Source organism: Pseudomonas poae, from assembly GCA_028869255.1.
Classification (GTDB): Bacteria; Pseudomonadota; Gammaproteobacteria; order Pseudomonadales; family Pseudomonadaceae; genus Aquipseudomonas; species Aquipseudomonas poae_C.
Genome location: CP110972.1, coordinates 2,396,958 through 2,417,418 on the forward strand (window position 1 = coordinate 2,396,958; position 20,461 = coordinate 2,417,418).

The 20,461-nt window shown below is 59.4% G+C and carries 14 protein-coding genes and 2 pseudogenes; 7 read left to right on the plus strand and 9 right to left on the minus strand.

Annotated features, from left to right (window positions below):
* Positions 1-815: 815 nt before the first annotated feature.
* Positions 816-917: pseudogene (locus LRS56_11065) on the plus strand (GNAT family N-acetyltransferase).
* 32 nt (positions 918-949) lie between these two features.
* On the opposite strand, the gene LRS56_11070 reads toward LRS56_11065, so the two are convergent.
* Positions 950-1,642, minus strand: coding sequence for an aspartate/glutamate racemase family protein (locus LRS56_11070; protein WDU64947.1), 693 nt, complete (start codon positions 1,640-1,642; stop codon positions 950-952).
* Positions 1,643-1,831: 189 nt separating this feature from the next.
* Between LRS56_11070 and LRS56_11075 the strand changes: the two genes are divergently transcribed.
* Entirely contained in the window at positions 1,832-2,326 is a 495-nt protein-coding gene (locus tag LRS56_11075) for a hypothetical protein (protein WDU64948.1), read from the plus strand.
* A 53-nt stretch (positions 2,327-2,379) separates the two neighbouring features.
* Here the strand turns inward: LRS56_11075 and LRS56_11080 are convergent, their stop codons facing one another.
* The 4 genes from LRS56_11080 to LRS56_11095 form a co-directional block, all read right to left on the minus strand.
* Positions 2,380-3,768 carry a DUF1254 domain-containing protein gene (locus LRS56_11080; protein ID WDU64949.1) on the minus strand — a complete coding sequence of 463 codons (1,389 nt, stop codon included), beginning with the start codon at positions 3,766-3,768 and terminating at the stop codon, positions 2,380-2,382.
* 288 nt (positions 3,769-4,056) lie between these two features.
* A complete protein-coding gene (locus LRS56_11085; protein WDU64950.1) occupies positions 4,057-4,419 on the minus strand; it encodes a response regulator in 363 nt (120 codons plus the stop codon).
* 203 nt (positions 4,420-4,622) lie between these two features.
* Positions 4,623-6,494, minus strand: coding sequence for a hypothetical protein (locus LRS56_11090; protein ID WDU64951.1), 1,872 nt, complete (start codon positions 6,492-6,494; stop codon positions 4,623-4,625).
* Between the two features lie 93 nt (positions 6,495-6,587).
* On the minus strand, positions 6,588-7,913 hold the full coding sequence (locus LRS56_11095) for a hypothetical protein (protein WDU64952.1): 1,326 nt from the start codon (positions 7,911-7,913) through the stop codon (positions 6,588-6,590).
* Positions 7,914-8,433: 520 nt separating this feature from the next.
* Here LRS56_11095 and LRS56_11100 point away from each other — a divergent pair.
* The 5 genes and pseudogenes from LRS56_11100 to LRS56_11120 all read left to right on the plus strand — a co-directional run bounded on the left by LRS56_11100 (position 8,434) and on the right by LRS56_11120 (position 15,000).
* Positions 8,434-11,931, plus strand: a complete 3,498-nt coding sequence (locus tag LRS56_11100; protein WDU65724.1) for a response regulator — start codon at positions 8,434-8,436, stop codon at positions 11,929-11,931.
* 15 nt (positions 11,932-11,946) lie between these two features.
* A pseudogene (locus LRS56_11105) lies at positions 11,947-12,761 on the plus strand (protein-glutamate O-methyltransferase CheR).
* The gene (locus LRS56_11110; GenBank protein WDU64953.1) at positions 12,758-13,357 is read left to right on the plus strand and encodes a chemotaxis protein CheB; all 600 of its coding nucleotides are present in this window, start codon (positions 12,758-12,760) and stop codon (positions 13,355-13,357) included. The pseudogene LRS56_11105 and the gene LRS56_11110 overlap by 4 nt, the downstream one beginning before the upstream one ends.
* Positions 13,351-14,544 (plus strand): hybrid sensor histidine kinase/response regulator, encoded by a 1,194-nt coding sequence (locus LRS56_11115; GenBank protein WDU64954.1) that lies wholly within the window; start codon positions 13,351-13,353, stop codon positions 14,542-14,544. The genes LRS56_11110 and LRS56_11115 overlap by 7 nt, the downstream gene beginning before the upstream one ends.
* 78 nt (positions 14,545-14,622) lie before the next feature.
* Positions 14,623-15,000 (plus strand): response regulator, encoded by a 378-nt coding sequence (locus LRS56_11120; GenBank protein WDU64955.1) that lies wholly within the window; start codon positions 14,623-14,625, stop codon positions 14,998-15,000.
* Positions 15,001-15,031: 31 nt separating this feature from the next.
* Here the strand turns inward: LRS56_11120 and LRS56_11125 are convergent, their stop codons facing one another.
* The 4 genes from LRS56_11125 to LRS56_11140 form a co-directional block, all read right to left on the minus strand.
* On the minus strand, positions 15,032-16,702 hold the full coding sequence (locus LRS56_11125; GenBank protein ID WDU64956.1) for an ATP-binding protein: 1,671 nt from the start codon (positions 16,700-16,702) through the stop codon (positions 15,032-15,034).
* Positions 16,699-18,201 carry an AAA family ATPase gene (locus LRS56_11130; GenBank protein ID WDU64957.1) on the minus strand — a complete coding sequence of 501 codons (1,503 nt, stop codon included), beginning with the start codon at positions 18,199-18,201 and terminating at the stop codon, positions 16,699-16,701. The genes LRS56_11125 and LRS56_11130 overlap by 4 nt, the downstream gene beginning before the upstream one ends.
* A gap of 111 nt (positions 18,202-18,312) precedes the next feature.
* A complete protein-coding gene (locus tag LRS56_11135; protein ID WDU64958.1) occupies positions 18,313-19,371 on the minus strand; it encodes a tetratricopeptide repeat protein in 1,059 nt (352 codons plus the stop codon).
* A 76-nt stretch (positions 19,372-19,447) separates the two neighbouring features.
* Entirely contained in the window at positions 19,448-20,341 is an 894-nt protein-coding gene (locus LRS56_11140; protein ID WDU64959.1) for a bestrophin family protein, read from the minus strand.
* Positions 20,342-20,461 lie beyond the last annotated feature (120 nt).

The following is a 20,461-nucleotide window of genomic DNA, read 5'->3' on the forward strand; positions in this document are numbered from 1 at the left end:
TGTAATGGCGGGGATTGGTTCCGCTCTTACAGCGGGTCACTTTTGGAAGAGCGCCAAAAGTAACCAAAAACGCTTTGCCCCATCACTCGGCACCTCGCCTCCGGCTCGGTGTGCCCGAACGCAGGCTTGAATCCGTGGGCCGCCGCGATGGGCCATCCATGGCCCAGCGCGGCTAACCCGGCGTCCTGCCGGGTTGCCCACGGATTCAAGCCTGCGTTCGGCCAGCGTGATTGACGGGGCGTCTCAGATCAAAGTCAAAAGCAGAGCACGGCGGCCTGGTAGCCGACCTGAGTGGTGTAGATCAAAAGCGGGCTTTTCTGTGGGAGCTGGCTTGCCTGCGATGCTGGCAACTCGGTACATCAGGCACACCGAGTTGATGCCATCGCAGGCAAGCCAGCTCCCACACTTGACCGAGGTCGGCTGTCAGGCCGCCTCGCTTTGCTTTGTTTTTGATCTGGCCCTTACATCATTACCGCTGACGAAGTCAGCGATCTTTTGCGCTTTTGATCTTGATCCTTGGCGCCCCGTAAAACACGCTGGCCGCACGCAGGCTTGAATCCGTGGATAACCCGGCAGGACGCCGGGTTAGCCGCGCTGGGCCAAGGATGGCCCATCGCGGCGGCCCACGGATTCAAGTCTGCGTGCGGGCACACCGAGCCGGAGGCGAGGTGCCGAGTGTTGGGGCAAGAGCGTTTTGCTTACTTTTGCGCTCTTCAAAAGTGAGCCGCTGTAAGAGCGGAACCAATATCAGCCGTTACCCAAATAACGGATATGCCCCACACATGCCCCCTAAACCGAGCGCCCACTTGTATTGGCTGGTGATGGACAACGAACGCCGCCTGCAACTGGTCGCTGTGCATGGCGCTGAGGTGGTCGGCCAACTCGGCCTGGAACAATACCTGCGTGTGCACCAGGCCCCGTTCGGCATGACGCGCCTGCGCCAATCGGCTTAATCCTGCAAGGCAAACGCCACCGCAGCCCGCGCATGCAGCTCGGTAGTGTCCAGCAGCGGCAGGTCGCTGTGTTCGGGTTTGACCAGCAAGCTGATTTCCGTGCACCCGAGGATGATCGCCTGGGCACCGCGTGCGGCCAGGGACTCGATCACTCGCAGGTAAACCTCACGTGACGCATCGCTGATCACGCCGACACACAACTCGTCATAGATGATTCGGTGCACCGCTTGGCGTTCCTCCGCGTCCGGCACCAGTACGTTCAGGCCCTGGGCGGCCAGGCGCGACTTGAGAAAGTCCTGCTCCATGGTGAAGGCGGTGCCCAGCAGGCCGACCGTCAGGGTACCGGCTGCTACGGCCGCCGCACCGGCGGCATCGGCGATATGCAGGAACGGTATCGACACCGCCGCCTCGATGCGCGGCGCCACCCGGTGCATGGTGTTGGTACACAGCACCACACACTCGGCGCCCCCGGCCTGCAGGCGGCGGGCCGCGTCTTCCAGGATCAGCGCGGTGTCGTCCCAGCGCCCGGCATGCTGGGCCTGTTCCACCGGGCCGAAGTCCACGCTGTACATCAACACCTGCGCCGAGCGCAGCGGGCCGAGCTGGTCGCGCACGCGCTGATTGATGATGCGGTAATACTCGGCGCTGGACTCCCAGCTCATGCCGCCGATTAGGCCGATGGTACGCATGCGATGCTCCTGACAAGGAAAGTCGCTTCACCTTACCCAGCGCCCGCCCAATAGTCATATGCAGTTGTCGGCCAAATCACCGGAGCAGTTTCACATCGGGCTGTATGGGCGCAGGCGTTAATCATACGGCCGGCCGCCGCATCTGCCATGATCAAGCCTCGCAACCTGGCTCACCCAAGGAGATCCGCAATGGACGATGTACAACAACTGGGCGAGATGCTTCGTCATTACGCCGATAGCGAAGCGCATAAAAAACAGCAATTCGACGTGCAGTCGGCCCGTTGGGCGCTAAAGCTCGACCAATTGTTCGGGCAGATCGAGCAGTGGTTGGAGCCGGTCAAGACCGTGGGTTTGCTGGAGGTACACCGTGAAGCGTATGTAGCCAGCGGGCCGAGCCTGCCGGTGGAGACCTCGACCTTCAAGACCGACAAACTGACGGTGCAGATCACCGGTAAAACCGTGGAGTTCGTGCCGGACGTGATGGGCGTAGGCGGCTTGATTTCGGTAGCGGTCATGGGCCTGACCGCCGCCCGCCACGGCAGCGTTTCGCTGGTACTGCCGGCGGATAAGAACGACTGGCTGTGGAAGAAGACCAATGGCCTGAAAGACCCGGACACTTATGCCTTCGACGCCAATTTCCTGGCTTCACAGTTGCAGAGCCTGATTCCCCGCGACCGCGGCTGAGTCGAGTCTATCGGCCTGCCGCGGTGGCCGGCTGAACAGCCGGCCACGTGCAGTTACTTGAGCGGCGTCAGCCCTGGCAACGTCCACTGGCCGGGCTTGGGCAGGTAAACACGCAACACTGCGTAGAACGGGCCGGGAGGGGCCGGCAACCAGTTGCTCTGTTCGGCCTTCGGTGGCTCGTGGTGCTGCAAGGCGAGCGTCAGGCCGCCATCCGCGTCCAGCTTGAGGTTGGGCAGCATCCGTGAATTGATCAGGTAGCGTTTTTTGTGGTTGGGCACCAACAGCCGGGTCTTGGCGTCGTACATGGTCAGCGACCAGAAAGCATCGGCTGGCGGCAGTTGGTCCTTGGCGAAGTGCACGGTGTAGCTGTGGCGTGCGCCGTTGGCCGGTTTGCCCTCGGTGTCATCGACATAGGTGAAGGAGGTAGCCTCGTCGGATGACTGACCGAAAATGCCCAAGTCCGCACCGGCGTAGCGATACAGGTAGTTGTTTTTCAGGCGGTCACGGCTGCCATGCAAATCGCCTTTAGACACTTGATGGGTGTCGATTTTGTCCTTTTTAAAGGCTGCAAATTCGGCGCGTGCATCGGTGATGCCATCTTCCAGGGCCTTGCGTTGTTCGCCAGTCAAGTCCTTGACCTTGAACGGTGCGCCCGGGGCGATGCCGATCTTGGCAAACCGCGCCAACAGGTCTTTTTCGCTGTCCTGCGGTGCGGCAAAAGCCAGCATGAAGTTCAGGTAACGAAACAGCTGCGGGCCTTCAGTCATGGTTGCCATCGGCTTGGGCCATTCGATTTTCGGCGCCTTGGCCGGTGCGGCCTGCTTCACGTAGTTGCTCAGCGGCTGAACTTTGTAGCCGTTCTGGATCTGTTTGACCTTGTTCAGGTCTTTCTCATCAAACAACTGTGTGCGGTAAAGGGCGTAGGCGATATTGCTTTCGCTGTACACCACGCGGTCCACATCCACCGGTTGCTGACCTTTCCAGTCGGGGCCGGCGATCATGTAATGGCCGCCGTTGTTGCCGGTGCTGCGGGTGCCCAGGTAAGCGATGTTCTGGGTGTAGAGGTCGATCAACTGCACCGAGTAGTAACGGTTGTCTTCGATCTTGGGCAGGGTCAGCACCTGGGGCTCACTGCGCAGGTCCAGCCACACGAAGGAGTAGGGCGTGTCGGGGTTCGGGGTTACGAACCCGGTGTCCTTGGGGGTGAAGGCCTGGGCGGTATTGCCGATGTGGTTGAACGGTGCCTTGAAGTTGGCACCGCCCTTATCGACGGCCTGGGTGTAGAGCGTCTTGTACATCTCCACTACCGGATAGCCGTACAAATAGGCTTCCTTGGCAATGGCCCGGGCTTCGCTGGGCGTCGCGGTAAAATCGGCCCAGGCGCCGGTACTCATGAGAATCGAGAGGCTCGCCAACAGCAGGCGCGTCGGTTTTCTGATCATGTTGTTGCGTCTCTTTATGAGCTGGGATGATGGAGGTTGTCGAGTTTCAGCTTTATATCGCTGCTGACCCGGGCCGGCGCGTGCCGTCGCCAGTGTTTGCCGGGGCAGAGTGTGCACGCAGTTGCTCTGGAAGTCTTTTGGCGAGTGCACTTGACCTATCCAAAGGCGTATTTTTTCATGTTCCGGCATGCACACAGGCGCGCGATCAGGCAGCGGCTGTCGATGTCAGAAGGGGTGACTGATCAGAGCAAGGGCCTTACAACAGTTCGCACTAAGTACGAAGCGGCATCAAACCGGCAGCATCGATTTGACCTTGTCACGCAGTTGGTCGATGGAGAACGGCTTGGCGATCACCTGCATGCCGGAGGGTACATCAATGTTTTCGGCATAACCGCTGGCGAACAGGATGGGCAGGATGGGGCGCAGTTCGCGCACCTTGGCCGCCAGTTGCTTGCCGTCCATATCGGGCAGGCCAACGTCGGTCATCATCAGGTCGATCACCTGGCTGGTGTTTTCGACGATCTTCAACGCCTCTTCAGCATCTGCCGCTTCAACCACCGTGAACTCCAATTCTTCGAGCACATCGACGATCAGCATACGCACGATGGCGTCGTCTTCGACTACTAGGATGGTGGAGGAGGTAGCGGACATAATGAAAATTCCCGAGAAATGGAGGGCAGGTCTTTAGCGGTTGAAAGACCCATTATCTAATGAGTCGCTTCAATCTCGGCAAGTTCCGTTGGTAGAAGCATTGTGACGGGAATAAGCGCAAATGTCGCGCCACATGCGAGCGGTGATAGCGTTCAAATGATCTGATGCGTCAATGGCAACTCAGCACCATTGACGCAGGTGAATCAAAGCGGCGCGTTGAAGAGTGCGAACGGGTTGCTGTAGGGCACTGACGTCAAGAAATCTCCGTCTGCGAAGGTGCTCACATGGTATGTCGGTACGCCATTGGTAACAGCAATCGGACTAAGCGTACTGGCGGACCGGCCACTGTTTAAGGTGGTTTCCAGCCCGCGCCTCATCGCGTCTTCAGTTGCAAACGTCGCCACGCCGAAGTTGGGGTCAAAGAAAAACCACTCTTTATTGTTGTTCTTGATGGTCACACCTGCAAGCAGCCCATGATTTTGGGTGCTGATCTTGAATATGGTTGTAGTGGTTGCGTTACTCAAACGGTTGACGATATCGGTGTATGCAACCTGGGAGACAGCCTGAGTCCCGTGAAAATTCACGCGCAGAGTCTTATGCATGTCGCTGAGTTGTTTACGAAAGGCGCGGCTGCCAGGCGTGACGGCGCTTGATGCGGCTTTGAAAAAGTTAGCAATCAGCACATCCTGGGCTCCGTGTTGAATAGCCAGTGCCATGGTGTTCGCCAACGCTGCACATTCGCCCGCTGAAGCAAGGTCGCTTTGCGCCAGGTAGAGGTTTTGCGGCATGCCAGTCGCTTTACCGCCTGCGGCAGCGACTTCTTTGCTGAAGATTCCGGCATCCTCAAGGCTCTTGGTCGCTTGGCGATTTTCTATCAATTTTGTCAATAAGCCGATCTCTTGGGGATTTCGCCCGGTGGAGATTGCCAATTCTTTCAAGTCCGATAGACGCATTGACGGGTAGTAACCAGGGACATTTTCGAGGCCCTTGGTTGCATCAGCGCCTTTTGCGTCATAGCCCTTGCTGAAACCAGTGGAGTGGTTAGTCTTCACACGTTCCAAGGTCTCTCTAAATACTTCGGCAAGATTGGGTGTTTTGGCATTTGGTGCGATTACCGCCGACAGCCAGTTAACGAGATTACTGTTTATCACGCCATTGCCGGCAATCGTAGCGGGGATGAAATCCTGCAGTGGGGGGCCGTAAGGACGCTGCGTGATGGGGTCAAGGGCATACCATTTATTGTTCTGCAGAGCCGCACCCCCTTCGACGGTCTGATCTGCAAACTTAAAGGTGCCCGTCGCCGCGACACCATTGCTTTTACTGGCCGCCTTGAGCAGATCGTAACTGCCGCTCGCGCCCCTGAGCTTATTGACCACATCGACCCCTTTTGCGTAAACGAGCTTGGCGCCATTGCTCACCAGCCTGGCGCCTCCCTTGGCCAAATCCCCAAAACCGCTCAATGGGTTGAGAACGCCAATGGTGGCGGCGCCGATTACTTTGCCGGCCTTTAATACCTTTGCACCGGCGGAGAGGGCGGAGCTGCCTATTTTGATCAACTTGCCGGCGGTTGCCGCGCCTGCTGTGAGAAAGCCGAATACATCCAGTGTGAGGTCGAATGCCCCCTCACCGTAATTACCCTTCTGAAAGTTGACGATGGCCGACCTGAAGGGGATCAGGTTCAACAGAAACTCGCTGAGTGGTTTGGGCCCACCCTGTAGTTCGTCCAGGGTAGTTTGCCCTTGGGCTTGTTGTTTTATCGCTGGGTCATCGAGTTCAAGGTGTTGTACAAATACGTTGGCAATCGCCTTGGACCGGTCGCTTTTGAAGCTACTGAAGGGCGATTCAGTTACGGGGCGTTCACGGTAGATGCCACTGGCCGCATCACCGGGTATCAGCTCGGTGGTCGTAAAGACCACATTGGCCGCGCGTGATTCTCGAGTTTGCGCCCGAGACAGGCTCGTTGGTTCAATCGTGCCCTTATTGAAATTGATTTCGTAAGCCTGGGTTACGCCATTCAACGTGGTTTTAACGACCAGCTCAGGGCTGTTCCGACGAGGCGTAGTTAAAAAAACCATCTATTGTGTGGGAGCCTTCCGGGAAGAATTTAAGATCGCCAAACTCGAAGTGTGACCGATCCTCCGGCGGTAGCTTCGAGATGAGCTCCCTGATCATTGTGCTGACGGCGGCCTTTTTTCCTCAATTGCACCTGCGAATTGCTGATCAAAGACCTTCTGCGCATCAAAATTGCGGTTTTTGTTCAACGCCTCCAGCGGGATGCGGGGGTTACTCGATACAAAGGGCCTCAGATTCGGCAGGCCCATCATGGCGATATCCAACATCGAATGCTCGCCCGCCAGCCCGGTTTGCTCTGCCTCCCCGCTATAGGCGTCAGTGCCGAGCACTTTCTCCTCGAAAAGCGAGCCCAGGTCGCCAAATCGCTCCTTCAGCTCCTTCAGCGCGATTTCCTTTCGCGTGGGGATTTCTTTGTCCAATGCCTGGGAAGCGGTGAGCCGCTCTGTCAGTTGTTGGTTGAATGCGGTTCTGACGGTGTCGATCTGTTGAGGGGTGTAGTTGTCTGTTGAAATTCTAGTGATTATCCCGTTCGCAACCCCCCAATCCATCATTGCCGCGGCTTGAGCGCGCTGAAGTGCATTTGATGGGTTCTGGGTATTTACGGGGTAACTCATGACCTCGGCGAAACTCATACTTGCGACCGATCCCGGCCGCTCGGCTTCTATGGCGGCCGCAGCAATCGTCAAGTTGGCCCATGCCAGGCTGCCGACTGTCACATGCTCGGGAATGTCTTTAATCAGAAACTGCGGAGCTTCCTTGGATAGCAGTATGTGTGCCGCAAGTTTTGCGCTGCCTGGAGGTACTCGGCCTTGGGCCAGATACTGGCGCAATGCCTCAACGACCGATGAAGGCGACCTGCCCCAGTGCGTAGGTTGTGCCAGCCCGAAACCGTCTACGGTGTTGCGTATGGGTGAGAAATAGCTCCCAGGATCCAGCCCAATGTGAATCGCGGTCAATAAATAGTCGTAAATGCTGGTCTCTGAAGAAATACCCCCCAGATGCTCTTGAAGTGCTTTGCCCAGCGCGCGAGCTTTTGGCGTGTCGAGCAAGCGTTGCAGTAATTGGGCAGGGTCTAGCGGGTCGTTTTGACTTACCGAACTATCGGCTAACAAGTAACCAAGCGTGCCGATGACAGTGCTCGGTAAGGGCAAGCCTGGCACTCCCGTATTGCTGGCGCTCAGAAAGTCGATAATTTTTTTCTGGTCGGGTTGCGACATTGGTATTGGCCAGGACAGCCCTCCACCGAGGTCGCCCAAAGGGTGTAGGGCGGTCTCTTTTTCCAATGTCTGTGCCAGCGCAACGAGTTCATCAGCGGTAGTGGGCACTTTGTAGCCAAGGCGCGTAATGAGGTCGCTCACCTTCAAAGTTGTACGGGTGTTGGTCGCAGGCTGATGAGGAAAATTCACCTGAATGTTCAACACGTATGCAATTCTTTCCGATGTCACGGGGTTGCCATCAACCGGTGCGGTAAGACGCCGTAGTCCGCGAGCCACCACCCGCAGGTTTGCCTGCTCGTTCAACAGGTGCTTGAGCGTGCGGGGGGAGTTTCCTTAGCTGTTACGACAGGGCTTTGAAGTGGAGTGGGTGTTGGAAGGATCGAGGGACTTTGAGGCGCTTCGGCGGGCGTGCTGGTTGGGATGCTTACCGTTCCGTGTGCAACGTTGCTTATGTTCATTGGGTGTGCCTTGTAGGTTAGAAAAACGCCTTCTCCAAAGATCTTCGGTATTCCCGAGGCGTCATCCTGTGTGCAAAAGCAGTGTCAGTGCGTTCCGAGTCCCTTCAGGGCATGTGTAATAGCTTGTGTGCTGAAAACGGTTCGTAAACAGTGCGGAACTGAGCTGCACCGCGTGGGCATTTACGCCAAATCAACGCAGAAACATAGCCCTGGCCCCTCAAGTTCGGGCAAACTCTGCGTTTTTCCCATTTGGACAAGGCATGCCCATGACTCCCGCGTCGTCAGTTGATGAAAAGAGCTTTCGTACACTGCTGAGCCGAAACGTCGCGTTGCCCTTAGGGGTGGGCGTGCTCAGTGCGGTGTTTTTCGTCGTGCTGATTACCTATCTGTTGTCGGTGATCCAATGGGTGGAGCACACCGACCGAGTCATCAATAACCTCAACGAGTCGTCCAAGCTGACCGTGGACCTGGAAACCGGCATGCGCGGTTTCCTGATTACCGGCGACGAGCATTTTCTCGACCCGTATGAAGTGGCCAAGCCGCGGATCATTGCTGACCTGCGTAATTTGCAGGAGCTGGTGGCAGATAACCCGCAACAGGTTGATCGCCTAAAACGCCTGGAAGCCCTGCAAAACGAATGGAATAAATACGCCCAGTCGATGATCGATATGCAGCGCCAGAGCGGTGACTACCGCGGCGCGGTCAAGGCGGGTCGGGGCAAGCGCCTGACTGACGAGATTCGCAAGGAATATGAAGACGCGGTGGCGATGGAGCAGCAGTTCCGCATCACCCGTAACGCAGAAGTCACGCGAACCACGGTGATCAGCGTCACGCTGTATCTGGCGTTCGTGCTGGGGCTGAGCGGGTTCCTGGCGTATATCGGCAGGAAGAATCTTCTAGCTTTATCAGAGAGTTACAGCGCAAACCTCGCGTCTCAACAGAAGATTGCCGGGCGCCTGGAACAGCAGGCCTGGTTGCGCAACGGCCAGACCGAACTGGCAGAGCAAGTGCTTGGCCAGCTGACGTTGAACATGCTGGGGCGCAATATCCTGCAGTTCTTTGCCCAGTACATGGGCTCTGCTGTGGCGGCGCTGTACGTGCGCGAAGAGCACGGCGGTCTCAAACGCGTGGCCACCTATGGCTTTTCGCGTGAGCAGGAACAACTCGAACAGGCAATTTACAGCGACGAGGGCATCGTTGGCCAAGCGGCTCAACTGGACCGGCTGATTCGCCTGGACGACGTGCCGGTGGATTACTTCAAGGTCAGCTCCGGTCTGGGTGAAGGCCTAACCCGCAGTGTGCTGGTGGTGCCGACCAGCGATGATGATCGCGTCAACGGCGTGATCGAGCTGGGCTTCCTGCGCCCCCTGGATGAGCGTGACGTAGAGCTGCTGGAGCTGATTGCCGGGAATATCGGCACCTCGATCGAAGCGGCGCGTTATCGCCAGCGTTTGCAGGAAGTGCTCGCCGAAACCCAGCAGCTCAACGAAGAGCTGCAAGTGCAACAGGAAGAGCTCAAGACCGCCAACGAAGAGCTGGAAGAGCAGTCGCGCATCCTCAAGGAATCCCAGGCCCACCTGGAAACCCAGCAAGCCGAGCTTGAGCAGACCAACGAACAGTTGGCCGAACAGACCCAGACCCTGGCCGAGCAACGCGACGCCATGGACCGCAAGAACATCGAGCTGAACCAGGCCCAGATCGAGCTGGAAGACCGCGCCGAAGAATTGCAGCGCTCCAGCAAGTACAAATCCGAATTCCTCGCCAATATGTCCCACGAGCTGCGCACACCGCTTAACAGCTCGCTGATCCTGGCCAAGCTGTTGGCCGAGAACCCGCAGGAAAACCTCAGCGCAGAGCAGGTCAAGTTTGCCGAGTCGATCTACTCGGCCGGCAACGATCTGCTCAACCTGATTAACGACATTCTGGATATTTCCAAGGTGGAAGCCGGCAAGCTGGAAGTGCGCCCGGAAAACTCCAGCGTGGCACGCCTGGTGGATGGCCTGCGCGGGATGTTCGAGCCGCTGGCCGCCGACCGTAAGCTGGGGTTCCAGGTGGAGGTGCAGCATGGCGCACCGACCATGCTGTTTACCGACCGTCAGCGCCTGGAGCAGATCCTCAAGAACCTGCTGTCCAACGCCGTCAAGTTCACCGAGCAGGGCGACGTCAGCCTGTCGGTATCCCATGCGCCGGGGGAGGGCATTGCGTTCACCGTGCGCGACTCGGGGATTGGCATTGCCCCGGATCAGCAGGAAAGCATCTTCGAAGCCTTCCGCCAGGCAGATGGCACCACCAACCGCCGTTACGGCGGCACCGGGTTGGGCCTGTCGATTTCCCGTGACCTGGCCACTTTGCTGGGCGGCTATATCAGCGTGACCAGCGAACCGGGCAAGGGCAGTGTGTTTACGCTGGTATTGCCCGAGCAGTATGTGGAGCGCGCCGCCGACGCCGGGCCAATCGAGGTGCCGCAACAGGTGGTGCCGGCGCCGGCGCCCAAGCCCATTGCGATTTCACCGCTGCCGGTGGCCGACGCCCAGCAAATCCCGCGTTTTGCCGACGACCGCGACAAAGCCCCGTTCACCACGCGCTGCATTCTGGTGGTGGAAGACGAGCCGAACTTCGCCCGCATCCTGTTCGACCTGGCCCATGAGCTGGGCTACAACTGCCTGGTGGCGCACGGTGCGGACGAGGGCTACCGCCTGGCCGAGGAGTTCATCCCCGATGCGATCCTGCTGGACATGCGCCTGCCGGACCACTCCGGGCTGACCGTACTGCAACGCCTCAAGGAACACGCCAACACCCGCCATATCCCGGTGCATGTGATCTCCGTCGAGGACCGCGTCGAAGCCGCCATGCATATGGGCGCCATCGGTTATGCGGTAAAACCCACCACCCGCGAAGAGCTCAAGGACGTGTTCGCCCGCCTGGAGGCCAAGCTGACCCAGAAGGTCAAGCGTGTGCTGCTGGTGGAGGACGACGACCTGCAACGCGACAGCATTGCCCGCCTGATCGGCGACGATGACATCGAAATTACCGACGTCGGCTACGCCCAGGCCGCCCTGGACCTGCTGCGCACCAACGTCTACGACTGCATGATCATCGACCTCAAGCTGCCGGACATGCTCGGCAACGAGTTGCTCAAGCGCATGGCCACCGAGGACATCTGCTCGTTCCCGCCGGTAATTGTGTACACCGGGCGCAACCTGACCCGCGATGAAGAAGCCGAGCTGCGCAAGTATTCGCGCTCGATCATCATCAAGGGCGCCCGCTCGCCGGAGCGCCTGCTCGACGAAGTGACACTCTTTCTGCACAAAGTCGAATCCCAGCTGTCCCATGACCGCCAGAAGATGCTCAAGACCGCCCGCAGCCGCGACAAGGTCTTCGAGGGGCGCAAGATCCTGTTGGTGGACGACGATGTGCGTAACATCTTCGCCCTGACCAGTGCGCTGGAGCACAAAGGCGCGGTGGTGGTGATCGGGCGTAACGGCCGCGAAGCCATCGACAAGCTTAATGAAGTCGAGGATATCGACCTGGTGCTGATGGACGTAATGATGCCGGAGATGGACGGTTACGAGGCCACTGCGTTGATCCGCCAGGACCCGCGCTGGAAGAAGCTGCCGATCATCGCCGTAACAGCCAAGGCCATGAAGGACGATCAGGAGCGCTGCCTCGCGGCGGGTTCCAATGATTACCTGGCCAAGCCTATCGACCTGGACCGGTTGTTCTCGTTGATTCGGGTGTGGCTACCGAAGATGGAACGCATTTAAGTGGAGCGCAGTTTTTTGGAGAAAAGCAGCGATATTGAGCTGCGCCTGTTGATCGAGGCGATTTACCTCAAGTACAGCTACGACTTTCGCGACTACTCCGGCGCGTCGGTCAAACGCCGCGTGGCCCACGCCTTGCGCCAGTTTGACTGCGCGACCATTTCGGCGCTGCAGGAGCGGGTGTTGCACGACCCGGCAGCGTTCATGCAGTTGCTGCAGTTTTTGACGATCCCGGTGAGCGAGATGTTTCGCGACCCGTCGCACTTTCTGGCAATCCGCCAGGAAGTGGTGCCGCTGCTCAAGACCTACCCGTCGATCAAGATCTGGATCGCCGGGTGCAGCACGGGGAGGAGGTGTACTCCATGGCCATCCTGCTGCGTGAAGAGGGGCTGCTGGAGCGCACAATCATCTATGCGACGGACATCAATCCGGCGTCCCTGGATAAGGCCAAGCAAGGCATCTTCTCCCTGGAAAATGTTCGTGCCTATACGGCCAATTACCAGCAGGCCGGGGGGCAACGTTCATTTGCCGACTACTACACGGCGGCTTACGATTACGCGATCTTCGATAAAACGCTGCGCGAGAACGTGACCTTTGCCGACCACAGTTTGGCAACCGATAGTGTATTCTCAGAAACTCAATTGATTTCATGTCGTAACGTATTGATTTATTTCAATAAAAAATTGCAGGATCGGGCGTTTGGATTGTTTCATGAGTCGCTGTGCCATCGCGGCTTCCTGGTGCTGGGCAGTAAGGAAACCCTGGATTTTTCCGCCTACAGCAAGCAATTCGAACCCTTGGTCAAGCAGGAACGGATCTACCGAAAATCATGAACGACGCGCAAGCGGGCCCGATTCGCGGGATTGAAGCCATTGTCGTCGGCGCCTCTGCCGGCGGGGTCGAGGCGTTGCTGAGTATTTTCGCTGAGCTGCCTGAGGGCTTCGGCCTGCCGATCATCGCGGTGCTGCATCTGCCGGATGAGCGCCGCAGCCAGTTGGCGGAAGTCTTTGCGCGGCGCCTGAGGATTCCGGTGCGGGAAGGGCAGGACAAAGAAGTCATCCAGCCGGGGACCCTGTATTTCGCCGGGCCCGGCTACCACCTCTCGGTGGAGCACGATCGCAGCCTGTCCCTGAGCCAGGAAGACCGGGTGCACCATTCCCGGCCCGCCATCGACTACCTGTTCGCGTCCGCCGCCGACGCCTTTGGCAAGGGCCTGCTCGCCATTTTGCTGACCGGCGCCAACCAGGACGGTGCGCACGGGCTGGCGTACGTCAAGCAATCCGCAGGTACCACCGTCGTACAGGACCCCACGGAAGCGCGGATTGCCGTGATGCCGTTGGCGGCCCTGGCCTTGCATACACCTGACCATATTCTGACCTTGAGCCGCATTGCCTCATTGCTGGCTTCCCTGGAATCTTCCCCATGTTAAGTACTGTCCAGGCCAAACTGCTGATCGTTGATGATCTGCCGGAAAACCTGCTGGCCCTCGAAGCGCTGATCAAGCGTGAGGATCGCCACGTCTTCAAGGCATTGAGCGCCGATGAAGCCTTGTCCCTGTTGCTGGAGCACGAATTCGCCATGGCGATTCTCGACGTGCAGATGCCCGGCATGAACGGTTTTGAGTTGGCCGAGCTGATGCGCGGCACCGAAAAGACCAAGAACATCCCGATCGTGTTCGTCAGCGCCGCCGGACGCGAACTCAATTATGCGTTCAAGGGCTATGAAAGCGGCGCCGTGGACTTCCTGCACAAACCGCTGGATATCCACGCGGTAAAGAGCAAGGTCAACGTGTTCGTCGACCTGTACCGCCAAAGCAAGGCGATGAAGCAACAGGTCGAAGCCCTGGAGCGCAGTCGTCGCGAGCAGGAGCTGTTGCTGACGCGCCTGCAGGCCACACAGACCGAGCTGGAGCAGGCGGTGCGCATGCGCGATGACTTTATGTCGATCGTCGCCCATGAGGTGCGTACGCCCTTGAACGGGCTGATCCTGGAAACCCAGCTGCGCAAGATGCACCTGGCCCGGGACAACGCCGCCGCGTTTACCCTGGACAAGATGCACGCCATGGTCGACCGCGATGAGCGCCAGATCCAGAGCCTGATCCGCCTGATCGAAGACATGCTCGACGTGTCGCGCATCCGCACCGGCAAATTGTCGATTCGCCCGGGGCGCTTTGACCTGACGCAATTGGTGCGCAGCCTGGTGGATAACTTCGCGCCGCAGGTGGCGGCGGCGGACTCGTCCATGCAACTGGTCGCCGAAGGGCCGGTAGAGGGCAACTGGGACGAGTTCCGGATCGAGCAGGTGGTGACCAACCTGCTGACCAACGCCCTGCGCTACGGGGCTAAAAGCCCGGTGGAGGTGCGGGTGTACTGCGAACATGGCGAAGCCCGGGTGGAAGTGCGCGACCACGGGATCGGCATCAGCGAAGAGAACCAGAAGCGGATTTTCCAGCAGTTCGAGCGCGTCTCCGCCAGCCAGGTGGCGGCGGGCCTGGGCCTCGGGCTGTTTATTTCCGAGCAGATCGTTGCTGCCCATGGCGGCACTATCGAGGTCGAGAGCCAGATAGGCGAGGGCGCCCTGTTTCGGGTGTGCCTGCCCCTTGAGCCATCGGTATGAAATCAATCGTCAGCCCGACGCAACCTCTACGTGACCCCATGGTCGTAATTGCAGCTAATGACCGGACAAAGGCTTCCCATGAGTGAAGATGCACAAGATGTCGTTCTGATCGTCGAGGACGACGAATCCATTATGTTCGTGCTGGGTGAGTACCTGGCGGGCCTGGGGTATCGGGTGTTGAAGGCGATTGACGGGGAGCAGGCCTTTGAAATCCTCGCGACCAAGCCGCACCTGGACCTGATGGTGACTGATTACCGCCTGCCGGGCGGGATTTCCGGGGTGCAGATCGCCGAGCCGGCTATCAAGCTGCGGCCGGAATTGAAGGTCATCTTTATCAGCGGTTATCCGCAGGAAATTCTCGACTGCAATAGCCCTATCACGCGCAATGCGCCGATCCTGGCCAAGCCGTTTGACCTGGATACGCTGCAAGAGCATATCCAGCGGTTGTTGGCGTAACACCCTGGGGCTGCGTGGCAGCCCCTGATCACTAATTCCTGATCATCTCCCGCACCTTCGCCGTCAGCAAATCAAAGGTGAACGGTTTGGTGATCAGCTGCATGCCAGGGTCCAAGAAACCACCTCGTACTGCGGCATGCTCGGCATAGCCGGTAATGAACAGCACCTTCAAGTCCGGGCGAATCTGCCGGCCGATTTCCGCCAGTTGCCTGCCGTTCATGCCGGGCAGGCCGACGTCACTGATCATCAGGTCGATACGCTGCTCGGACTCAATGATCGGCACGGCCGTATCGGCATCGCCCGCTTCAACAAAGGCGTAGCCCAGCTCCTTGAGTACCACGCTGACCAGCACGCGCACGGCAGGGTCGTCCTCGACGATCAATACGGTTTCACCTGCATTGGCATAGGGCAGCAGCGCCGGATTGACCGCCTCATCGGCGACCACTTCACCCACATAGCGCGGCAGGAACAGGCTGACGGTGGTGCCTTTGCCCACTTCGCTGTGGATCGTCACATGCCCACGGGACTGACGGGCGAACCCGTAGATCATCGACAGGCCCAGGCCCGTACCCTGGCCAATCGGCTTGGTGGTGAAAAACGGGTCGAATACCCGGCCCATCACGTTTTCCGGGATGCCGCAGCCGTTGTCGCTGACGCTCAGCTCCACGTAATCACCGGGGCTGAGTGTGCCGTAGGCGGCGGTGAACACACTGTCCAGATGGCGGTTGGTCGTTTCTACGGTGAGCTTGCCGCCATTGGGCATGGCATCGCGTGCGTTGAGTACCAGGTTGAGCAGGGCGCTTTCGAGTTGATTGGGATCGGCCTCGGCGGTCCACAGCTGATCGAGCAGGCGCATGTCCAGGCTGATGCTTTCATTGATGCTGCGTTGCAGCAGCTCGCCCATGGACGTCACCAGTTGGTTGATCTCCACGGGCTTGGAATCGAGCGACTGGCGGCGCGAGAACGCCAACAGCCGGTGGGTGAGGCCCGCGGCACGGTTGGCCGAGGTCACGCCGAGGTCGATCAGGCTGTCCAGATCGTCCAATTTGCCACGCGACACACGCCTTCGTAACAGCTCCAGGCTACCGATAATCCCGGTCAGCATGTTGTTGAAATCGTGCGCGATGCCCCCGGTCAACTGGCCCACGGCTTCCATTTTCTGGGATTGGCGCAAGGCTTCTTCGTTGCTGCGCAATTGCGCGGTACGTTCTTCTACCTGCTGCTCAAGGGTCTCAAGCGTGCGCTGCAGGCGCAGTTCGCTTTCGCTCAAGTCAATCAGCCGGTCACGCGCATCATATTGCCGGCGCCGACCGCGCAGGGCGGCGCTCACCAGGCTGATCAAGGTCACGGGGTGGAAGGGCCGTTCAAGGAAGGTCACATTGCCCAGCAAGCCACTGAGGTGCGAGGAGCCATTCTGCTCGGCGCCGCCGTGGTGGGTCATCAGCACAATCGGCAAGTCCGACCAGGCCGGCTGTTGATGCAAATGCTCCAGCAGCGGCTCCAGGTCGGCGCCGCGCAACGCTTCGGCAGCAATGATCAGCAAGCCGGCACCTTGCTCCAGTGCTTCGCACAGGGCGCTTAGGCTGCTGGCGACGATGCCGCTATAACCGGCTTCATTGAGCATCATCAGTGCCAACGTACCATCGCGGCCCATCGGCGCCAGGACAATGGCGCGCTCGGAGACAGGTGAAATGGCTGTCACACGCCGTCATCCTTAAGCAAAGGGGAGCCGGCGCCCATGTACGTCGGGATGCCACGCAGTACGCCCTGGAAATTATCGAGGGGTTCGCCGACGGTCAGGCCGCGGTTGCCGATCCGGTATTCGCGAATCGTCGACTCATGGGAGCCGGTGCGTTTCTTGATGATCGAGATGGCGCGGCGCACCTTGCCCAATGCTTCGAAGTAACGCAGCAGGATAACTGTGTCAGCCAGGTAAGTGATGTCCACGGGCGCCTGCATATCACCGACCAGCCCGTGCTGCGCGACCGTCATGAACGTCGCCGCGCCCCGGCGGTTGAGGTACAGCAGCAGCTCGTGCATATGCAGGATCAGCGCATTCTCTTCCGGCATGGCGGCCTGGTAGCCGTTGATACTGTCGATCACCACGGTTTTGATTCCGCGCTCATCGACGCAACGGCGCACGCGGTGCGAGAACTCGCCGGGGGACAGCTCGGCGGCGTCCACTTGTTCGATCAGCAGGTTGCCGGTGGCTTCGAGCGCGGCGAGGTCGATGCCCATGTTGCGCATGCGTTCGAACAGCAGCCCAAGCTCTTCATCGAAGATAAACAGTGCAGCCTTTTCCCCGCGTGCCACGGCGGCAGCGGCGAAGATCATCGAGATCAATGACTTGCCGGTACCGGCCGGGCCGAGGATCAGGCTGCTGGAGCCGGTCTCCACGCCGCCGCCCATCAAGGCGTCCATTTCGCGGATGCCGCTGCTCAGGGTCTCGCGCACGTAACCGCCGCGATGTTCGGCTGCCACCAGGCGCGGGAACACGTGGATGCCATCGTGCATGATGGTGAAGTCGTGAAAGCCACCACGGTATTTTTGGCCACGGTACTTCACCACCCGCACGCGACGGCGTTCGGCGCCGTAGGTGGGGGTCAGTTCTTCCAGGCGGATCACCCCGTGGGCCACGCTGTGCACGGTTTTGTCGAGGGATTCGGTGGTCAGGTCGTCCAGCAGCAGCACGGTGGCGTCGTAACGCACGAAGTAGTGCTTGATCGCCAGGATCTGCCGGCGGTAACGCAGCGAGCTTTGCGCCAGCAGGCGAATTTCCGAGAGGCTGTCGATCACGACGCGAGTCGGCTTGACCCGTTCCACCACTTCGAAAATCTGTCGCGTGGCTTCGCCCAGTTCGAGGTCGGAGGAGTACAGCAGGCTCTGCTGATGCTCGGCGTCGAGCAGACTCTCCGGCGGGGTCAGTTCGAAGATATGGATATTGTCATCCAGATCCCAACCGTGGGATTTGGCCCCTTGGCGCAATTCACGCTCGGTTTCGGACAGCGTGATATACAGCGATCGCTCACCTTCTTTCGCCCCGGCCTGCAGGAAATGCAGGGCCACCGTAGTCTTACCGGTGCCAGGCTCGCCTTCCAGCAAGAACAGATGGCTGCGCGATAGCCCCCCGGAAAGAATGTCATCAAGACCTTCGATACCGGTGGCCGCTTTTTCGGTTAACTGCGCTTTGGATGTAGACAAGAAGTGCCCTCAGGTCACATACGAGTAGAGGATGCGCGCCCATGTGGACGCGCCATGTTCACTTGACCGTTGCGCTCTGCGGCGGTTCAACCTGATGCGGGATTTCTGCGCCTACAGCCCTTGCTGCAGTGCCGGGTCGTCAGGGTTTTGTTGCTCGAGCTGGGCGAGCAGCACCTGGACATTCTGCAACTGGCCGCTTTCCTTCCAGTAATTGACCAGCAGCACCCGGGCCTTGCGGTTAGCTGGGTGGCGCTGGATGATTTCTTCGAGCTGGCGCTGGGCGGCCTCCAGTTCCTGCTGGGCGTGCAGGGTGGTGGCCAGGTCATAGCGGTAATCCTGGTTGTCCGGCTCCAGCTCCACCGCTTTGGACAGGCCGAGCAAGGCGTAAGGCCGCTCGCCGTGATGCAGCAACCACATGCCCAGGGCGTGCTGCAAGTAAGCCGATTCGGGATGCGCTGCCAGTTGCCGCGCCAACAATTGGCGGGATTCATCGGTCTTGCCTTGCTTGTCGAGCAACTCGATCTGCGCCACTACGGCTTGCAGGTTGTCCGGCTGAAGGCGCATGGCCTGCTCCAGCGCGTTTTGCGCCTCCGGCAGCAGGGCGCTGTGGATATACAGGCGCGCGAGTTGAATCCAGCCCTCGGCGGTTTCAGGCTGGGCCTTGAGCTTTTTCACAAACTCGTCAAGCACCTGCTGCAATGGCCCGAAGTACAGCCCCAAGGTGTCCGGCGACAAGCCGAGCAAGGCATTGGCGGCGGTAAAGCGTACGGCTTGTTCGGGATCGTCCAGCACCGGGCCGAGCAACAGCGTGCGCTGGCCGCTGGGCACCAGGCCGACAATGCTGTGGATCGCGGCCTCGCGCACCAGCGCTGATTCGCTGGTCAGGTCCTTGTCCGCCAGCTTCAAGGCACGGGGGCTGGGGTAGTTGGGCAATTCGGCGTGCAGCGCGGCACGCCGCTCGGGCGACAGGTCCGGCCGATCCAATTGCTGGTACAGCACACGCGCCGCCCCAGGCTCACCGTTATGCGCCTGTTTCAGGGCTTTGGAGTAGCCATGGGCAATGGCGGGCGGCACTTGCACCGGCGTGGAGCGGGAGAAATACCAGGTAATCAATACAATCAACAGCAGGGCGCACAGGCCGACGATCGAGTAACGGCGTGACTTTGACATGCAGGCGTCCGAAAGCTTGGGCAGCTAGAGCAAAGCCATCAGCTTCGGTCAGACCAGGGCAGGTGTCAAACCCGCGTCAGGTCAGCACGTATTCCACTGGCTCCAGGGCTGGCGGCAAGTCGGTTTGACCAAGGGCTGCGAGTACTTCGCGCTCCAGCGTGCGCAGGATGGCATTGCAGGGCAGGTCGTTTTCGTCGAAGCCGAACGGGTCTTCCAGGTCATCGCCGATTTCATCCAGGCCAAAGAAGGTATAGCTGACGATGGCGGTAAACACCGGCGTCAGCCACCCCAATGGTTCAGCCATGGCGAACGGCAACAGAATGCAAAAGAGGTAGATGGTGCGGTGCAGCAGCAAGGTGTAGGGGAAGGGCAGCGGCGTGGTCTTGATCCGCTCGCACGAGGCCTGTACCTGGCTGAGGCTGACCAGCCGGGCTTCCAGCTGGGTGTAACGCCATTCGCTGAGCACGCCTTGCTCGGTCAGTTTGCTGAAACGTGCGCCCACCTGTTGCAGCACCTTGTCGGGGAGGTTGGGGTGGCGTGTGTCCACTGCGGCCCAAGGCTTGATCGCTTGGGCTTCATCCTCAAGGCGCAGCCGTGCGATCAAGCCATGGGCAAAGCCACATAGGCCGCGCAACAGGTTCGCTCGCTCAGCCGGGTCGCCCAGCACCTGGGTCTCGCGGATCAGTGAGCGCACCTCAATGATCATCTGCCCCAGCTGCTTGCGGCCTTCCCACCAGCGGTCATAACAGGCGTTGTTGCGAAAACTCATGAAGATCGACAACGACAGCCCCAGCAGCGTGAAGGGCGTGGCGTTGACCTTGGAGAAATACGCCGGGTGCAGGGTTTCCACCAGCACGATCACCGAGGCCAGCAGGGTAACCAGCAGGCTGCGCAGCGCGATGCGCTTGGCAATCGAGCCCTTGAGGGAGAACAGGATGCCCAGGAGGTTGGGCTTGGGGCGGACGATCATCGGCGGGCTGAGGCCTCTTTGGTGGCGCAGGCGCTCAGATTAGAAGCCTGTTTTGCGGGCGTCCAATCGCTTGGGCTGACCGGCTGATCAGCGCGATTGATGATTGGCCAAACCAGTCAA

Excerpts from the sequence above, each read along its gene's own strand:
- LRS56_11070 (WDU64947.1), bottom strand. The coding sequence starts at position 1,642 with ATGCGTACCATCGGCCTAATCGGCGGCATGAGCTGGGAGTCCAGCGCC.
- LRS56_11075 (WDU64948.1), top strand. The coding sequence starts at position 1,832 with ATGGACGATGTACAACAACTGGGCGAGATGCTTCGTCATTACGCCGAT.
- LRS56_11100 (WDU65724.1), top strand. The coding sequence starts at position 8,434 with ATGACTCCCGCGTCGTCAGTTGATGAAAAGAGCTTTCGTACACTGCTG.
- LRS56_11085 (WDU64950.1), bottom strand. The coding sequence starts at position 4,419 with ATGTCCGCTACCTCCTCCACCATCCTAGTAGTCGAAGACGACGCCATC.
- LRS56_11110 (WDU64953.1), top strand. The coding sequence starts at position 12,758 with ATGAACGACGCGCAAGCGGGCCCGATTCGCGGGATTGAAGCCATTGTC.
- LRS56_11080 (WDU64949.1), bottom strand. The coding sequence starts at position 3,768 with ATGATCAGAAAACCGACGCGCCTGCTGTTGGCGAGCCTCTCGATTCTC.
- LRS56_11120 (WDU64955.1), top strand. The coding sequence starts at position 14,623 with ATGAGTGAAGATGCACAAGATGTCGTTCTGATCGTCGAGGACGACGAA.
- LRS56_11135 (WDU64958.1), bottom strand. The coding sequence starts at position 19,371 with ATGTCAAAGTCACGCCGTTACTCGATCGTCGGCCTGTGCGCCCTGCTG.
- LRS56_11140 (WDU64959.1), bottom strand. The coding sequence starts at position 20,341 with ATGATCGTCCGCCCCAAGCCCAACCTCCTGGGCATCCTGTTCTCCCTC.
- LRS56_11090 (WDU64951.1), bottom strand. The coding sequence starts at position 6,494 with ATGGTTTTTTTAACTACGCCTCGTCGGAACAGCCCTGAGCTGGTCGTT.
- LRS56_11115 (WDU64954.1), top strand. The coding sequence starts at position 13,351 with ATGTTAAGTACTGTCCAGGCCAAACTGCTGATCGTTGATGATCTGCCG.